Raw genomic sequence first — 16,420 nt, forward strand, 5'->3', positions numbered from 1 at the left:
ACCGGTCGGCGGCGTGTCTGACCTGGACAGGATATCCGCCCGGACCGTCAGTCTGAGAGCGCTCCCAGATCCGGGGGCGTCCGGTGAGGGGCTACCGATCACGGGCTTCGCGTCACACGGGCTTCCGACGGGCTCCCTGTTGCGGGCTCCCGGCTGCGGGGGAAACGAGCCCGGCCGGCGCACTCGTCAGGAAGCGCGCCGGCCGGGCGGCTGGGGGTCACCCGCCGGGCGGCGGCCGGGTGGCGGTGAGACGGGCGATGGCGTCGACGGTCAGCGCCCGGTCGTGCGGTTCGGTGTCGAGCGCGCGGTGGATCGACATGCCCTCGATGAGCGCGTCCAGCTGACGGGCCGTCGCCGCGTCGAAGTGCCGCTCGAGGATCCGCCGGCTGCCGCGCATCCACTCCCGCGTGAGCTCCCGGTAGGCGGGCTGCCGGGCCGCGAGCGTGTACAGCTCGTGGGTGAGGACCAGACTGCGCTGGTCGGAGCCGGACCGGGGATGGATGAGGTCGGCGACCGCCGCGCGGGCCTCCTCGAGGGAGCCCGCCGCGCCGAGACACTCCTCGAAGTGCGCCACGACGGTCCGGGAGAAGCGGGTGAACGCCTCCCGCAGCAGCTCGTCCATGCCGCGGAAGTGGTACGTCATCGAGCCGAGGGGGACACCCGCCCGGGCCGCGACCTTGCGGTGCGACGTGCCCGCGACGCCCTCCTCCGCGATGAGGTCGAGGGCGGCGGCGATGATGCGCTCCCGCCGCTCGGGGTCGACGTGGCCCGTGGCCATCGCCTCAGCCCTCGACCGGGCGGACGACGCGGGCGGGATTGCCCAGGGCGACGACGTTCGCCGGGACGTCCTTGGTGACGACGGCGCCGGCCCCGATGACACTGTTGTCACCGATCGTGACGCCGGGCAGGACGATCGCGCCGCCACCGAGCCACACGTTGTCGCCGATGGTGATCGGCAGGGCCGCCTCCAGCTTGTCCCGGCGCGGCTGCGGCGCCACGGGGTGCGTGGGGGTGAGCAGTTGCACGTTCGGTCCGATCTGGCAGTCCTTGCCGATCGTGATCGGGGCGACGTCCAGGGCGGTGAGGTTGTAGTTGACGAAGGTTCCCTCGCCGACCGTGATGTACGTGCCGTAGTCGACGTGCAGCGGCGGCTTGATGTGCGCGCCCTCGCCGAAGTCGCCGATCAGTTCGGCGACGATCGGCCTGGCGGCGTCCGCGTCCCGGGCGTACGCCGCGAGGTACTCGGCGGCCAGGCGCACGGCGCGCTGTGCCGCGCGGGCGAGATCCGGGTCGTCGGCGATGTAGAGGTCGCCCGCGAGCATGCGTTCGCGGTTGGTCCGGGGGTCGCCGGCGAAGTGATCGGCCATGCGTACGACCGTACACCATGAGGCGTACGGTCGTACGCACCGAGGGGCGGCGCCCTGACGCCGGGTACCTGTCCGAGGCCGCGTCAGTGCTTGTGGCCGTCCCCGTGCCCGTGGTCGTGCTTGTCACCGTGCTCGTGGTCGTCACCGTGCCCGTGCCCGTGGTCGTGCTCGTCACCGTGGTCGTGGATGGTGTTCGTCGCGGCGATGCTCTTCCAGGACCTGGGCTCGGTCACGGCGCCGTCCGCCGACCCGGCGGCACGCGCCCCGGCCGCCACCGCCGGCGCGGCAGGCTTCGACGGCTCGTACAGCCAGGTGTCGAACAGTCCGGCGAGCGGCTTGCCCGACTCCCGCTCCGCGTAGGCGACGAAATCGCCCACCTTCGCGTTGCCGTACGCGCGCTCGGCCGGCCAGCCCTTCAGAATCGCGAAGAAGTCCTCGTCGCCGATCTCGTTCCGCAGCGCCTGGAGCGCCAGCGCCCCGCGGTCGTACACGGCGAGGTGGAACTGGTTCTCCGGGCCCGGGTCACCGGGGGCGACCTTCCAGAACGGGTCGTCCGCCGGGTGCTGGGCGTAGACCCAGTCCGCCAGCTCCTGCGCGGTCCCCTCGCCCTCCTTCTCCGACCACAGCCACTGGCTGTACCGGGCGAAGCCCTCGTTCACCCAGATGTCCTTCCAGCCCTTCACGGACACGCTGTCGCCGTACCACTGGTGGGCGAGCTCGTGCACGACCACGGAGACGTTGGCGCCGTTCGCGAACTGGCGGGGGCTGTAGAACGGGCGGGTCTGGGTCTCCAGGGCGTAGCCGCTCCGCACGTTCGGCACGTATCCGCCCAGGGCGTTGAACGGATACGGGCCGAACACCTCGGTGAGCCACTCGGCCACCTCGCCGGTCCGCTCGATGCTGGCCCGCGCGGCGCCCGCGTTGTCGCCGAGGTCCCTGCTGTAGGCGTTCAGGACCGGCAGCCCGTCGGCGGTCGTGTCCGTGGTGATGTCGAACTTCCCGACCGCCAGAGTGGCCAGATACGACGCCTGCGGCTTGTTCGACCGCCAGTTGTAGCGCGTCCAGCCCAGCCTGGAACTCTGCGAGACGAGCACTCCGTTGCTGATGGCCTGCGAGCCGTCCGGCACCGAGACGGACACGTCGTACGTCGCCTTGTCCAGCGGATGGTCGTTGCTCGGGAACCACCACACGGCCGAATCCGGCTCCTGCGCGGCCACGCCGCCGTCCGGCGTGCGGTGCCAGGCCGTCCAGCCGCCGATCTGCAGCTCGGACGGTTTGCCCGCGTACCGCACCACCACAGAGGTGGCCCTGCCCTTCGCGAGCGGCGAGGCGGGGGTGACGACCAGTTCCTGGGTGCCCTCCTTCTTGAACTGCGCCTTCCTGCCGCCGACCCTGACCTCGCTCACCTCGAGTCCGAAGTCGAGGTTGAAGCGGCTCAGGTCCTGCGTGGCGGTGGCCAGCAGGGTCGCGGTCCCCTCCAGAAGGTCCGTCTCGGGCTGGTACTTGAGCCGCAGGTCGTAGTGCGACACGTCGTACCCGCCGTTGCCGGCCGCCGGGTAGTAGGGGTCGCCGATGCCCGGTGCTCCTGCCGAGGAGTTCGCGGCCGATGCCGGGATCGCCAGCAAAAGGGTGGCCGCGAGCGCGCTCGGGACGATCAGTCTGCGGTGCACGGATGCTCCAAGTCGTAGGGACGAACGATCTCTTGGACCCTAGACACGACCAGGCCCTCCGGTCAGGAGCGAACATCGGCCTTTCACACGACTGCCATGCGGCCGAAACGCCGCGCATACACAGGCACCGGGCCCGGCGCGAGCCCCGGGGACCGGGCGACGCGCCGGACCCCGGGCCCGTCACAGATCGAGCACCAGCCGTTCTGAGCGGGCGCGGCCGACGCAGATCATCATGGTGTCGTTGGCGTCCCGCTCCTCCTGGGAGAGGAGGCTGTCCCGGTGCTCCGGGACGCCGTCCAGCACCTTGGTCTCACAGGTGCCGCAGATGCCCTGCCGGCAGGAGTTGGCCGGCCGCAGCCCGTTGTCCTCCAGTGCCTCGAGCACCGAGCTCCCGGACGGCACGGCCACCGTCCGCCCGCTGCGGTTCAGCACCACCTCGAACTCCTGCTCCGCGCCGCCGGGCGCCGCGGGGAGCCGGGCGGCGAACCGCTCGACGCGCAGCGTTCCGGCCGGCCAGGCGCGGCACTGCTCCTCCAGGGCCGCCAGCAGCGGTTCCGGGCCGCAGGCGTACACGACGGTGCCCGGGCGGGGCGACCCCAGGAAGCCGCCAAGGTCGAGCAGGCCGTGCGTGTCCTGCGGCCGCACCCGCACCCGGTCGCCGTACCGCGCCAGGTGGTCGAGGAACGCCATTGCGGGCCGGGTCCGTCCGCCGTACAGCAGTGACCAGCGGGCACCGCGCGCGGCCACCCGGTCGACCATCGGCAGGATCGGCGTGATGCCGATGCCGCCCGCGACGAACAGGTACTCGGGGGAGTCGCCGACGAGCGGGAAGGTGTTGCGCGGTCCGGTCACCTCGACCGTGTCGCCCACCCGCAGCGTGCGGTGGACCGCTTCGGAGCCGCCGCGCGACGCGGTCTCGTGCAGGACGCTGAGCCGCCACGAACGACGGTCGTCCGGCGAACCGTTGAGCGAGTACTGGCGCACGGTGCCGCCCGGCAGACGCAGATCCACATGGGCGCCCGGTTCCCACGCCGGCAGCACGCCCCCGCCGGGCGGCCGGAGCCGCAGCGACAGCACGCGTTCGGCCTCCAGGCGCATCGAGGTGACTCGCAGGTGCAGGGTGCCCTCCCTCTCCGGGGGCGTGCGGGTCACGGGACCCACCCCAGTGCCCCGCCGTCCGCCGGGCCGAGCCGGACCACGGCGCAGTCGGCGGTCTCCTCACGGCGCACGCCGACCGCGAGCGGGTCGTCGTCCCCCGCCAGCACCAGCGCGTCTCCCTCGGCGAGCGTGTGCCGCTCCTCCACGACGACGGTGCCGCCCCAGGCGAGGAGGACCACGACGTCCCCGGGACCGCGCTCGACAAGCTGTTCGCCACCACCGTGGCGGTCGCTGCCGTTGTCGCCGTCGCCCAGGACGTGCACGTCGGCGGTGACCGCCGACGGGTCGGTCACGGCCTCCAGTGCCGCGCCGTCCGTCAGCCGCAGGACGCGGCGCCCGGTGCCCGGCGACGGCGGATCCTCGTCGTCACGGCCGCCGGTGTGCAGCCGTACATGCCAGCGCCACGGCTCGGGCCGGTCGGTGTCGGGGGAGGCGGCGACCTCCCGGCAGTACGGGCCGGCCACACGGTGGGCGTTGGCCCGCAGCAGCAGTCTCATCTCGAACTCCTCTCCATTCGAACTCCTCTCCACTCGGGCTCAGCGGACCGACGCCAGGAAGGCCTGTGTACGCGGGTGCCGGGGATCGCCCACGACCTCGCGCGCCGGGCCGCACTCGACGACCCGCCCGGCGTCGAAGAAGGCGACACGGTCGGCCACTTCACGGGCGAATCCCATCTCATGGGTGACGACGAGCATCGTCATGCCGGACGCGGCAAGGTCGCGCATCGCCGCCAGCACCTCGCCGACCAGCTCCGGATCCAGGGCGGACGTCGGCTCGTCGAACAGCATCAGCCCGGGCCGCATGCACAGGGCGCGGGCGATGGCCACGCGCTGTTGCTGGCCGCCGGACAGATGGCGGGGGTAGGCGTCGGTCTTGTCCCGGAGCCCGACGCGGTCGAGGAGGTCCGTCGCCCGCTCGACGGCCACCGCGCGCGGCTCACGCAGCACCCGCACCGGGGCCTCGATCAGGTTCTGCAGGACCGTCATGTGCGGGAACAGGTTGAAGTGCTGGAACACCATGCCGATGCCGGCGCGCCGGCGGCAGATCTCCCGGTCGGAGAGCTCGTGCAGCCGCGTTCCGCGCTGCTCGTGGCCGACGACCCGGCCGTCGACCCACATCCGGCCGCCGTCGATCGTCTCCAGGTGGTTGACGCAGCGCAGGAAGGTGCTCTTGCCCGATCCCGAGGGGCCGATGAGGCAGACGACCTCGCCGCGGCGGACCGTGAGGTCGACACCCTTGAGCACCTCCAGCCTGCCGTAGCGCTTGCGGATCCCCTCCGCCCGGACCATCTGCGCGGTCTCGTCGGCAGAGTTCGTGACCGCCGGGTGCGTCCCTGTCGCCTTCATGGCGTCCTCCGGTGGGTGATCGGGGCGTGCGTACGCAGCAGTTCGCGCAGCCGGTTCACGGGTGTGGGCGGCAGGGCCCGGTCGCCGCGGGAGAAGTGCCGCTCGATGTAGAACTGGCCGGTCGTCAGGACCGTGGTGACCACGAGGTACCAGATGCTGGCGACGATCAGCAGCGGGATGGTCTGGAAGTTGCGTGCGTAGATGATCTGCGCGGAGTACAGCAGGTCGGGCACGGCGAGGACGCTGACCAGTGCTGTCGTCTTGAGCATCCCGATGGTCTCGTTGCCGGTCGGTGGGACGATCACCCGCATCGCCTGGGGCAGGACGATGCGGCGCATCGTCTGCATCCGCGTCAGCCCGAGCGCACCCGCGGCCTCGCCCTGCCCCCGGTCGACGGACTGGATGCCGGCCCGGACGATCTCCGACATGTAGGCGGCCTCGTTGAGGCCGAGTCCGAGGATCGCCGCGAGCATCGGGGTGATCAGTTCGTTGGCGTCCAGTGCGAGCCCGGGGATGCCGAACGAGAGGGTGGGATAGAGGGCCGCCAGGTTGTACCAGAACAGCAGCTGTACGAGGACGGGGGTGCCGCGGAAGAAGGACACGTAGGCGAACGCGGCGGCGCGGACAACGGGGTTGACCGACAGCCGCATCACGGCCAGCGCGACACCGAGCACGATGCCGATGGCCATGCACACGGCGGTGAGTTCCAGGGTGATGAGCAGACCCTTGGCGATCGACACGTCGCGCAGGTAGGCGTGCACGACGTCCCAGCCGAAGCGGTCGTTGGTGACCGCCGAGACGACGGTCGACGCCGCGATCGCGATCAGGACGGCGGCGGACAGCCACCGGCCGGGGTGCCGTTTGGGCACGATGGTGAGGCCGTCGTCGGGCGCCGTCCTCGAGGGCTCCAGAGCGGAGGAGAGTGCGGACATGTCAGCTCTCCGTCCGGAGCATCGCGCTTGCGGGGATGTGCCACTTGTCCATCAGCTTCTTCACCGTTCCGTCGGTGAGCGCGGAGGCCATGGCCGCGTCGAGCGCGGGCTTGAGTGGAGAGCCCTTGACGAGGGCCAGACCCGTCGGTGTCGGCGCGTAGTCGTCGCCGGGAGCGAGTTCGAACTGTCCGCCGGACGCCTCGGCCTGCAGGTTCAGGGACACGGTGTCGGCCATGACGGCGTCCGCGCGGCCGCTGACGACCGCGAGGTTGGCGCCGTCCTGGGAGGGGAAGAGTTCGATGCCCACCGGCCGGTCACCGGCCGCGCGGCACTCCTCGGAGATGGCGGGGAGCTGCTCCAGGCCCTGGACGCTGCCCTTCTGGGCGGAGACGGTGAGGCCGCAGAGCAGGTCCGGGTCCATGGAGAGCTTCTTCGGGTTGCCCTTCGCGACCGCGATCGAGGAACCGCCGTCGAGGTAGGGGACGAAGTCCACGGTCCGCGAACGTTCGGGAGTGACGGAGAACGACGAGGCTCCGAGGTCGTACTTCCCGGCGGCGAGGCCGGGGAGGATGCTGTCGAAGCCGGCGTTGACGTGGCGGACCTTCAGGCCGAGCTTGGCCCCGAGGGCGTCGGTGAGGTCGACGTCGAAGCCGATCATGGTGCGGTTGTCGGTGTCGAAGTACTCGAAGGGCCGGTACGAGGCGTCGCTCGCCACGGTGAGCACGCCCTTGGACCTGGCGGCGGCGGGCAGGAGTGAGACCGCGTCCTCGTCGGGGCCGGTCGGTGGCTGCGACGCGGCGGCGGGTTCACCTCCCGCGGGGGATCCCGGTCCACCCGCTCCGGTGGAGGCGTGGGTACAGGCGGACACGGCGAGCAGGACGACCGCGACGGCGGCGGCGCGGGCGGGGCGGTTGATCGGGTTGCGCACGGGAACTGCCTTTCGGACAGGGGGATGTGACCCGGATGGTGCGTCAACGTGCCTGCGGGGGGTGGGTGCGAGGGGGAGCGCCGGGGCCGGAGCCCCGGCGGGCTCAGGGGCGGGTGGCGTCGGAGCCGGACTCGTCGGCCAGGTGGTACAGGCAGTCGCCGAGTTCCACCAGCGGGGGCCGGCGTACGACGGCGACCAGTCCGTCGCGGTGGGCGACGACCGGGACCGAGGCGCGGTCGAGTTCCTCCACCGGATGGATCCGGCCGAGGAGTTCGCCTTCGGCCACCCGGCTGCCGAGCCGGGCCAGCGGTTCGAACAGTCCCCGGGCGGGAGTGAGGACCGCACAGTCCTCGCCCAGGGCGATCCACCGGGTCGCCGGCGGGGAGGGTGTCCGGCCGGACGGGGCGAGGACGCCGGCGCCCTCGAGTACCCGGCGCAGGCCGTGCACCGCCTGCTCGACGATCAGCGGGTCCACCTCGCCTCCGCCGCCCAGCTCGGTGGAGATCATCGGGACCCCCGCCTTGTCGGCGGCGGACGAGAACGAACCGGGTTCGAACCGCTCCGGCACGGTCATCGCCCACGGCATGCCGAGCAGGCCGGTCAGCCGGCGCTTCGCGTCCCACGCCGCCGGGTCCGGGCCCTCGTACACGAAGGCGGAGGGCAGATAGCGGCTGGTCGAGCCGCCGGAGTGGAGGTCAAGCGCCAGATCGGCGTGCGGCAGCAGACCGCTCACCACGGCGTGGGCGATCTGCTGCGTCGGCCCGCCGGAAGGGCTGCCGGGGTAGAGGCGGTTGAGGTTCCCGCCGTCGAGGGGCGACACCCGGGCGGCGCCCCGCACGGCCGGCAGGTTCAGGGCAGGCAGCACGATCAGCCGGCCGGTGACCTCCTCGGGCGGCGTGTCCCGCAGCAACCGGTGCAGCACCACCTGGCCTTCGTACTCGTCACCGTGGGTGCCGGCGACGAGCAGCGCGGTGGGTCCGGCGCCGCCGCTGAGCACCGCGGCGGGCACCGGTACGACGCCGTTGTCGTACCGGTTGTCCGAGTGGCGCAGGTGCAGTGCGCCGAACTGCCGGCCCCTGGCGCCGAGATCGACGCCGTGCAGCACCCGGCTCATGCGCCGCTCCCGGCACGCTCCTGCTCCGCGGCCAGCAGTCGGGCGAGGATCCTGCGGGCCTTGGCGACACCGGCGTCCTGGCCGATGAGGACGTCGTGCTCGCCCGCCGGGCGCCGCCGCATGCCCTCCTCCTGGGCGCGCAGCGCGTCCGCGTCCTCGCGCAGCACCGTCGCGAGCCCGGTCTCCAGCTCCTTGGTGGCCCACTCGGCGTCGACCGCGAAGTTCCGGCTGAACGCGTAGTAGTACCAGGTGGTCCCCGCGTCCACCGGCGTGATGCCGTTGAGCACCTTGATGAGGTGCCCGTCCTCGCGCGCGGCACCCTCCGCGGTGATGCCGGAGTGCAGTACGTGGTAGGCGGGCACATGGAACTCGGTGGCGTGGAAGCGGTCCCAGAGGCCTTCGACGCCCATGGTCCGCGCGTACAGCGGAGGCGCCTCGACACCGGGCATGAGGCGGTCGGCGGTGACGACGCGGCCGTCCACCTCGACGGTGATGCCGTGCTCGTAGATGTAGTCGTCGCCCACGGTCGTGCGGTGCAGGAACGACTCGTGGGTGAGGTCCAGCAGATTGTCGTGGATCAGGTCGTGCCGGCACTCGAAGAGCACCGTGTGCGTGACGGTCGCCCAGTTCGGATCGGCCATCCAGTGCGTGTCCGGAAGCACGCTCTCGTCGGCGAGTTCGGCGTCCCCGGTCCAGACCCAGACCCAGCCGTCCTTCTCCACGACCGGGTAGCGGCGGACACGCGCCCGTTCCGGAATGCCGGTCTGCGCCGGCACTCGGTTGCAGACGCCGTCGGGGCCGTAGGCGAACCCGTGGTAGCCGCACTCGATCGAGTCACCGACGGTCCGGCCCTGCGACAGCGGGTACGCCCGGTGCGCACAGCGGTCGGCCAGGGCGACCGCCGCGCCGGTCGTGGTCCGGTACAGCACGATCGGCTGCTCGCAGACGACGCGGCGCACCGGGCGCTCGGTGATCTCGGTCGACCAGGCCGCCACGTACCAGGTGTTCAGGATGAACACGTTGCCCTCCCTCGAATGGGTTGCACGCACTGTATACAGTGAATTCAGAGGCGACAACGGATCCCGCATGATGGTTTTCTGTCGACGGGGACGCCGCTCCGGCTCCCTCGCCCCGCGCACCCGTCGAGGCGAGCCGAACGGCAGGGATGGAGAGCGGACGTGGAACCACTGCGCAGCGATCGACGGGACCGCCGCCCGCTGGGGGTGCGGGTGTACGAGCGACTGCGGGACGAGATCGTCTCCGGGGCGCTCGAGGCCGACGCCCCGCTCGTCCAGGAACAGGTGGCCGAGACACTCGGCGTCTCGCGCACACCGGTCAGGGACGCCCTGAACCGCCTCGCCCACGAAGACCTCGTCACCTGGCTCCCGGGCAGCGGCTACCTCGTCAACGCGCTGCGCCCGGAAGACATCGCCGAGGTGTACCAGGTGCGGAGCACCCTGGAGGCGCTGGCCCTGCGCCTGGCCTGCGGCCGCCACGACGAGGCGGCCCTGACGAGGCTCACCGCGGTGATCGAGGACATGGCGGCGAGCGATCCGGCGGACAGGGCCGCCCAGTTCGAGCTGAACCGGACCTTCCACATGTCCCTGGTCGAACCCTGCGGCAACGGCCTGCTGCTGCGCACCCTCGGAACCCTCTGGGACCACCCCGTCAACCGGCGGATCACCCGCGCCTACGTCGACGAGGCCGCCAACGTGCCCCTGATGGTCACGGAACACCGGTCCATGCTCGCCGCCGCCCGCGCCGGCGACGCCGACCTGCTCGTACGCCTGGCACACGACCACATGCACACCGGCTACCAGGAGGCGCTGCCGGAGGGCAGCGGGATCAGTCTGGAGTACCCCGCACCCTGACCGGCCGCACCGGACACCGGCCGGTCGGCCGGACGCCCCCTGTCGCACGGGAGTTGACCGGAGTACCTTCCGCCCATGCCGATACGTACGCGGGGAACCCGCTTGACGTGCAGATCGCTGGTGGCGGCGGCCTCGGCCGCCCTCGTCGCCCTCACACTGGCGCCCACCGGCGCGCAGGGCGCGACACCGGCCAGGGAGAGCCGACCGGTCCACTCGTACGACGACGCGATCCGCGAGTCCGTCTGGGTCGACACCGGGCTCGACGAGGACGGCGACGGCCGCACGGACCGGGTCGCCGTCGACATCGTCCGGCCGAGGGAGCCGGCGCAGCGGGGGCGGCGGGTGCCCGTCATCATGGACGCCAGCCCGTACTACGCCTGTTGCGGGCGGGGCAACGAGAGCCAGCGCAAGACGTACGACGAGGACGGCGACCCCGTCCGGTTCCCGCTGTACTACGACAACTACTTCGTGCCCCGCGGCTACGCCTTCGTCGCCGTCGACCTGGCCGGCACCAGCCGGTCCGACGGGTGCGTCGACGTCGGCGGCCGCTCCGACATCCAGTCGGCCAAGGCCGTCGTCGACTGGCTGAACGGCCGCGCCCGCGCCTACACCACCCGCACCGGCGGCGAGCGGGCCGACGCACGATGGTCCACCGGCGCGACCGGGATGATCGGCAAGAGCTACGACGGGACCGTCGCCAACGGCGTCGCGGCCACCGGAGTGCGCGGGCTCAAGACCATCGTGCCGATCGGCGCCATCTCCTCCTGGTACGACTACTACTTCGCGCAGGGCGCGCCGCTCTACGACTCCGGCCCCGAGTGGCTGTCCCGGTACGTGGAGAGCCCGCAGGCCCGCGAGCGCTGCGGGGCAGTCCAGCAGGAGCTGATCGACGGGGCTCCGCGCAGCGGCGAGTTGACGCGGCTGTGGGCCGAGCGCGACTACGTGCCCGACGCCGGCAAGGTCAGGGCCAGCGTCTTCGCCGTGCACGGCATGCAGGATCTGAACGTCCGGTCCAAGCACTTCGGCCAGTGGTGGGACGCCCTCGCCGCGAACGGCGTGGAGCGCAAGGTGTGGCTGTCGCAGACCGGTCACGTCGACCCGTTCGACTTCCGGCGGGGCGAGTGGGTGCGCACCCTGCACCGGTGGTTCGACCACTACCTCCTCGGTCACGACAACGGCATCGACCGGGAGCCGATGGCCGACGTCGAGCGCGCCCCCGACCGCTGGACCACCGACCGCGTCTGGCCGCCCCGCTCCACGGCCACCACCGCGCTGCGTCCGGGCAACGGCGAGGAGCCCGGCGTGGGAACGCTGTCCCTGAAGCCGGCCCACCCCGGGGCGACGGAGACGTTCACCGACGACCCGCGGCAGGACGAGACCGACTGGGCGGCCGCCATCGACACGCCGACGGCGGCGAAGGCCGGGTTCGTCACCCGCCCGCTGGGCCGGGACCTGCGCCTGTCCGGTTCCTCCAAGGTGACCGTGACCGCCACGCCGTCGACGGCGAGCGCCCATCTGTCAGCCGTCCTGGTCGATCTCGGCCCGGACACCATCCGCGACTACGCGGCATCGGGCGAAGGCATCACCACCCTCACCGAGCGCACCTGCTGGGGCTCCAGTACCGAGGGCGACAGCTCCTGCTACAAGGAGACCGAGGCACGCACGACGGCCGTCGGCCACACCGTCTTCAGCCGCGGCTGGGCCGACCTCGGAGGCTACCGGGACGGGGCGCTGACCCCCGGCAAGGCGTACACGGTCACGATCGACCTGCACGCGAGCGACCACGTCGTCCCGGCGGGCCACCGGCTCGCGCTCATCGTCGCCGGCACCGACAGGGACCTGATCGACCCGCCCGGCACCACGCCGCGGATCTCCCTCGATCTTCCCCGCAGCGCTGCGAAACTGCCGGTCGTCGGCGGCGCTCGCGCGTTCGCCCGCGCGGTCGCGGGGCCGGTCCCCGCACCGGCGGCGTCCCGTCTCGGCGGAGTCGACGAGCCGCGTCCGATCCGTCCGATCCCGGGAGGCAGCACCCGATGAGATCCGGCATCAGCACCGGCGTCCGCGTCCGCGCGTTCGTCCTGACCGCGGTCCTCGCCACGCTCGCCGTACCGCTGCTGGCCGGTGTGCCCGCGCAGGCGGCGCACACCCCGCCGCGTACGGGTTTCGAGACGAGCCGAGGGGAACGCTGGACCGGCGAGTCGGAGGAGCAGCGCTTCCTCGCAGCCGTCGACCGCGGCAGCCCGCGGATGTCGTACGAACGCGTCGGCACGACCCGGCAGGGCCGCCCGCTGCAGCTCGTGCACCTCGGGAACGTGAACTCGCCGCACACCGTGCTGCTGATCTGCAGTCAGCACGGTGACGAGCCGGCCGGCCGCGAGGCGTGCCTGACCACGGTCCGCGACCTCGCCCACGCCCACGACGGACGCACCCGCGAGCTGCTGGCGCGTACGCACCTGATGGTCGTGCCGACCGCCAACCCCGACGGCCGGGCCGCGGGGACCAGGGGCAACTCGGACGGCGTCGACATCAACCGCGACCACATCGCGCTGAGGACGGCGGAGGGACGGGCCCTCGCCGCCGTCGTCCGCGACCGGCGGCCGGACGTCATCTACGACCTGCACGAGTACGGCGCCACACCGCCGTTCTACGACAAGGACCTCTTCGACCTGTGGCCGCGCAACCTCAACACGGACACCCATGTCCACGAAGAGGCGCGGACCCTGTCCGGCGATTACGTCCGCCCGGCCGCCGGACGTGACGGGTTCAGCACCGGGACGTACGGCATCTGGACCGACCCGGTCACCGGCGAACCCGTCCGGCAGACCGCCGGGGACGGACAGGAGCGCATCCTGCGCAACGCCTCCGGCATCAAGAACGCGGTCGGTCTGCTCATCGAGAGCCGGGTCGACGCGCTGAGCGAGGAGGAACAGGCCGATCCCGCCGTGAACAGGAACCGCAGGGTCAACAGCCAGCTCGCGGCGCTCGGTGGGCTCCTGGCGTACGCGGACGAGCGCCGCGCCCGGATCGAGCAGGTCACGACCGCCGCCCGGCGCGCGGGCCTCGCGGACCGGGGACCGGTCCATCTCGGAGGCGCCGACAACGATCCGCCGGCACCGGAGGAGACCCTCCACGACCCGCCCTGCGCCTACCGGCTCGACGCCGCGCAGTACGCCGAATTCGGGGACGAACTCGCACTTCACGGGGTCTGGACCCGGCCGGACGGGGAAGGCGCCATCGTGCCGCTGCGGCAGTCGCAGCGCGAACTTGTGCCGCTGCTCCTCGATGAACGTGCGACATACCACCTCACAACAGGTGAACCTCTGTCAGCCTGTTGAGGGTGGTGACGCACGTCACATGTGGTAGGGGGTAGCGGGAGTGAAAACAGGTTCCCCCAGAACCACATGAAAGGTGCCGCTTGTGTCGCAGGACGAACCACAACGGGACGGCCGGGCGGATCTGCCGGTGACGGCGGATCTGCCCGAACCCGCCCACGAGACCGAGCGCGCCACCACGGACCGCGTCGTCTTCGGGGTCACAGCGGTACTCACCCTCGCCTTCGTGGTGTGGGGTGCGGTCGCGACGGACGCCCTCGAGAACGTGTCGGACAGGTTGCTGAGCGGGCTGATCCACAACGGCGGCTGGGCCTTCGTCCTCGCCGCCTCCGGCTTCGTCGTCTTCGCGCTGTGGCTCGCCGTCAGCCGGTACGGCCGGATCCGCCTCGGTCAGGAGAACGAGGAGCCGGAATTCCGTACCGTGTCGTGGATCGCGATGATGTTCAGCGCCGGCATGGGCATCGGGCTGATGTTCTACGGAGTGAGCGAGCCGCTCGCGCACTTCAGCACCCCGCCGCCCGGCACCTCGCCCGCCGACGCGGCGGAGGCCATGGCGACCGCGATGGCCACCACGCTCTTCCACTGGACACTGCATCCCTGGGCGATCTACGCCGTCGTGGGTCTCGCCATCGCCTACTCCTCGTACCGGCGCCGCCGGCGGCAGACCATCAGCGCGGTCTTCCAGCCGCTCATCGGTGAGCGGCACGCCAACGGGGGTCTGGGCAGAGTCATCGACATCCTGGCGATCTTCGCCACGCTGTTCGGCTCCGCCGCCTCCCTCGGACTCGGCACGCTGCAGATCGGCAGCGGGCTCACCGAGCTGGACTGGATGGACAAAGTCAGCACCGGACTGCTCGTCGGAATCATCGCCGTCCTGACCCTGGCGTTCGTCGCCTCGGCCGTCTCCGGCGTCGAGAAGGGCATCCAGTGGCTGTCCAACACCAACATGGTGCTGGCGCTGCTGCTCGTCGTCTTCGTCTTCGTCGCCGGTCCGACCATCATCATCCTCGACCTGCTGCCCACCTCCATCGCGTCCTACTTCGGCGAGCTGCCCCAACTCGCCGGACGCACCGAGGCGAGCAGCGGTGAGGGCGTCGCCGACTGGCTCGGCAGCTGGACGGTCTTCTACTGGGCCTGGTGGATCTCCTGGACGCCGTTCGTGGGCATGTTCATCGCCCGGATCAGCCGGGGCCGGACCATCCGTCAGTTCGTGGGCGGGGTCATGCTGGTGCCGAGCACCGTCAGCCTGATCTGGTTCGCCATCTTCGGCGGCGCCTCGATGACCCTTCAGGAGGCCGGGCGGCTGCCCGAGGAGTCGACGCCGGAGGGCCAGCTCTTCGGCGTGCTGCAGCAGTACCCCATCGCCACGGTGATGAGCATTCTCGTCATGGTCCTGGTCGGCATCTTCTTCGTCTCCGGCGCGGACGCGGCGTCCATCGTGATGGCGACGCTCTCGCAGCGGGGCTCGTTCGACCCGTCGAAGGTCGTGGTGGTTTTCTGGGGCATCGTCACGGGCGCCGTGGCGGCGATCATGCTGCTCGTCGGAAGCGGCAAGGGAGACGCGCTGGCCGGACTGCAGAACCTGACCATCCTGGTCGCCGCGCCCTTTGTGCTGGTGATGATCGGCATGTGCGTGGCCCTCATGAGGGACCTGAGGCACGACCCGCTGATCGTCCGCCGCGAGGTCGGCGTGGAGGCCGTCGAGTCGGCGGTGATCGCCGGACACGAGCACTACGACGGGGACTTCGAACTCCGGATCGGCCCCGGCTCCGGCGAGGACGGCACGAACGACGCCGTCCCCGGCACGGGCAGCTCGGACAGCGGGCTGGGCAAGACCCGCGGCTGACCCGAGCGCCTCGGACGAGGCAGCGGTGCCGCCCGCCCCCGACGACCGGGGGCGGGCGGCACCGTGCCGGGCAGGAACTCCCGGAAGCCGGCGGCCACCGAATTCCACTGGACGCGAAGACGGCGAAGGGACGATCCTTCGTCGTGGCACGCACCATGGGGGGCGTGCTCGTCGCACCCGTGGTGCGACCGACCGAGAGGCCCGGGCGAGCCGCTGATCGCCACCGAGATGCATCACACGTCACACCCGACGCGGACGACCGACCCGACGAACGGGAGGCCCACCTCCCCGCGCCGATGAGCGCGAGAAGAGGCGGACCCGCCATCCGCACCCGTACACCCGACGAACTGCGCCGCAGTCGCCGCCCGCGCGCCCACTCCTGCTGGGACCACCTCTACGCAGCCCCCCTGTGGCCGCTGCACGGAGCGAACCTCGGCACCCTCGCCCGCACCTGCGACGCGGTCGGCGCCTGCATCACCGTCCCGCGCTTCTCCTGGGTTCCCGAGGCTCTCGCCCGGGGCAACACCCTGCGGCAGCCGCTGTGCACCCACTGGACCGGCGACCCGCTGGGCTGGCTGGGCAGACAGCGGGAGCGCGGAGCGCGGATCGTGGGCGTCGAGTTGGCCGAGGAAGCGGTCCGCCTCGCCGACGTGGCCCCCGCCCGGCAACCGACCGTCGTGGTCCTCGGCCACGAGCAGCACGGCATACCGCCCGAGGCGCTCGACCTGCTCGACGAATGCGTCGAGATCCCGATGATCGGCACAGGCTCCAGCCTGAACATGGCCGTCGCGGGTTCACTCGCCCTGTACAAACTCGCCGGACTTCTCTGAACTGGGGGCCCGTCCCGGCAAGGCCC

15 protein-coding genes are annotated in these 16,420 nt (G+C 71.7%); 5 read left to right on the forward strand and 10 right to left on the reverse strand.

Annotated elements, in window-relative coordinates; genetic code table 11:
• Positions 1–217 precede the first annotated feature (217 nt).
• From ACFYV1_RS05775 to ACFYV1_RS05820, 10 genes are all read right to left on the reverse strand, one after another.
• Positions 218–778, reverse strand: coding sequence for a TetR/AcrR family transcriptional regulator (locus ACFYV1_RS05775; protein ID WP_389394087.1), 561 nt, complete (start codon positions 776–778; stop codon positions 218–220).
• 4 nt (positions 779–782) lie between these two features.
• Positions 783–1,367, reverse strand: a complete 585-nt coding sequence (locus tag ACFYV1_RS05780) for a sugar O-acetyltransferase (protein ID WP_389394088.1) — start codon at positions 1,365–1,367, stop codon at positions 783–785.
• 83 nt (positions 1,368–1,450) lie between these two features.
• Positions 1,451–3,037 carry a M1 family metallopeptidase gene (locus ACFYV1_RS05785; protein WP_389394089.1) on the reverse strand — a complete coding sequence of 529 codons (1,587 nt, stop codon included), beginning with the start codon at positions 3,035–3,037 and terminating at the stop codon, positions 1,451–1,453.
• A 180-nt stretch (positions 3,038–3,217) separates the two neighbouring features.
• On the reverse strand, positions 3,218–4,135 hold the full coding sequence (locus tag ACFYV1_RS05790; protein ID WP_389394580.1) for a PDR/VanB family oxidoreductase: 918 nt from the start codon (positions 4,133–4,135) through the stop codon (positions 3,218–3,220).
• 50 nt (positions 4,136–4,185) lie between these two features.
• On the reverse strand, positions 4,186–4,692 hold the full coding sequence (locus ACFYV1_RS05795; protein WP_389394090.1) for a hypothetical protein: 507 nt from the start codon (positions 4,690–4,692) through the stop codon (positions 4,186–4,188).
• A 39-nt stretch (positions 4,693–4,731) separates the two neighbouring features.
• The gene (locus tag ACFYV1_RS05800; protein WP_389394091.1) at positions 4,732–5,541 is read right to left on the reverse strand and encodes an amino acid ABC transporter ATP-binding protein; all 810 of its coding nucleotides are present in this window, start codon (positions 5,539–5,541) and stop codon (positions 4,732–4,734) included.
• Positions 5,538–6,473: an amino acid ABC transporter permease gene (locus tag ACFYV1_RS05805; RefSeq protein WP_389394092.1), complete on the reverse strand. Its 936-nt coding sequence runs from the start codon at positions 6,471–6,473 to the stop codon at positions 5,538–5,540. The genes ACFYV1_RS05800 and ACFYV1_RS05805 overlap by 4 nt, the downstream gene beginning before the upstream one ends.
• A 1-nt stretch (position 6,474) precedes the next feature.
• Complete coding sequence (locus ACFYV1_RS05810) at positions 6,475–7,401, reverse strand: ABC transporter substrate-binding protein (RefSeq protein WP_389394093.1); 927 nt, start codon at positions 7,399–7,401, stop codon at positions 6,475–6,477.
• A 103-nt stretch (positions 7,402–7,504) separates the two neighbouring features.
• Entirely contained in the window at positions 7,505–8,515 is a 1,011-nt protein-coding gene (locus ACFYV1_RS05815; protein ID WP_389394094.1) for a succinylglutamate desuccinylase/aspartoacylase family protein, read from the reverse strand.
• Positions 8,512–9,534 (reverse strand): Rieske 2Fe-2S domain-containing protein, encoded by a 1,023-nt coding sequence (locus ACFYV1_RS05820; RefSeq protein WP_389394095.1) that lies wholly within the window; start codon positions 9,532–9,534, stop codon positions 8,512–8,514. Before ACFYV1_RS05820 ends, ACFYV1_RS05815 begins: the two co-directional genes overlap by 4 nt.
• A 159-nt stretch (positions 9,535–9,693) precedes the next feature.
• Here ACFYV1_RS05820 and ACFYV1_RS05825 point away from each other — a divergent pair, with 159 nt between their 5' ends.
• The 5 genes from ACFYV1_RS05825 to ACFYV1_RS05845 all read left to right on the forward strand — a co-directional run bounded on the left by ACFYV1_RS05825 (position 9,694) and on the right by ACFYV1_RS05845 (position 16,394).
• Positions 9,694–10,386, forward strand: a complete 693-nt coding sequence (locus ACFYV1_RS05825) for a GntR family transcriptional regulator (protein WP_389394096.1) — start codon at positions 9,694–9,696, stop codon at positions 10,384–10,386.
• A 75-nt stretch (positions 10,387–10,461) separates the two neighbouring features.
• Complete coding sequence (locus ACFYV1_RS05830) at positions 10,462–12,423, forward strand: Xaa-Pro dipeptidyl-peptidase (protein WP_389394097.1); 1,962 nt, start codon at positions 10,462–10,464, stop codon at positions 12,421–12,423.
• On the forward strand, positions 12,420–13,721 hold the full coding sequence (locus tag ACFYV1_RS05835) for a M14 family metallocarboxypeptidase (RefSeq protein WP_389394098.1): 1,302 nt from the start codon (positions 12,420–12,422) through the stop codon (positions 13,719–13,721). The genes ACFYV1_RS05830 and ACFYV1_RS05835 overlap by 4 nt, the downstream gene beginning before the upstream one ends.
• Positions 13,722–13,848: 127 nt before the next feature.
• Positions 13,849–15,564: a BCCT family transporter gene (locus tag ACFYV1_RS05840; protein WP_389394581.1), complete on the forward strand. Its 1,716-nt coding sequence runs from the start codon at positions 13,849–13,851 to the stop codon at positions 15,562–15,564.
• 296 nt (positions 15,565–15,860) lie between these two features.
• Entirely contained in the window at positions 15,861–16,394 is a 534-nt protein-coding gene (locus ACFYV1_RS05845) for a TrmH family RNA methyltransferase (protein ID WP_389394099.1), read from the forward strand.
• Positions 16,395–16,420: the final 26 nt, after the last annotated feature.

Origin of the sequence: Streptomyces sp. NPDC003023 (assembly GCF_042888225.1) — a bacterium.
GTDB lineage: Bacteria > Actinomycetota > Actinomycetes > Streptomycetales > Streptomycetaceae > Streptomyces.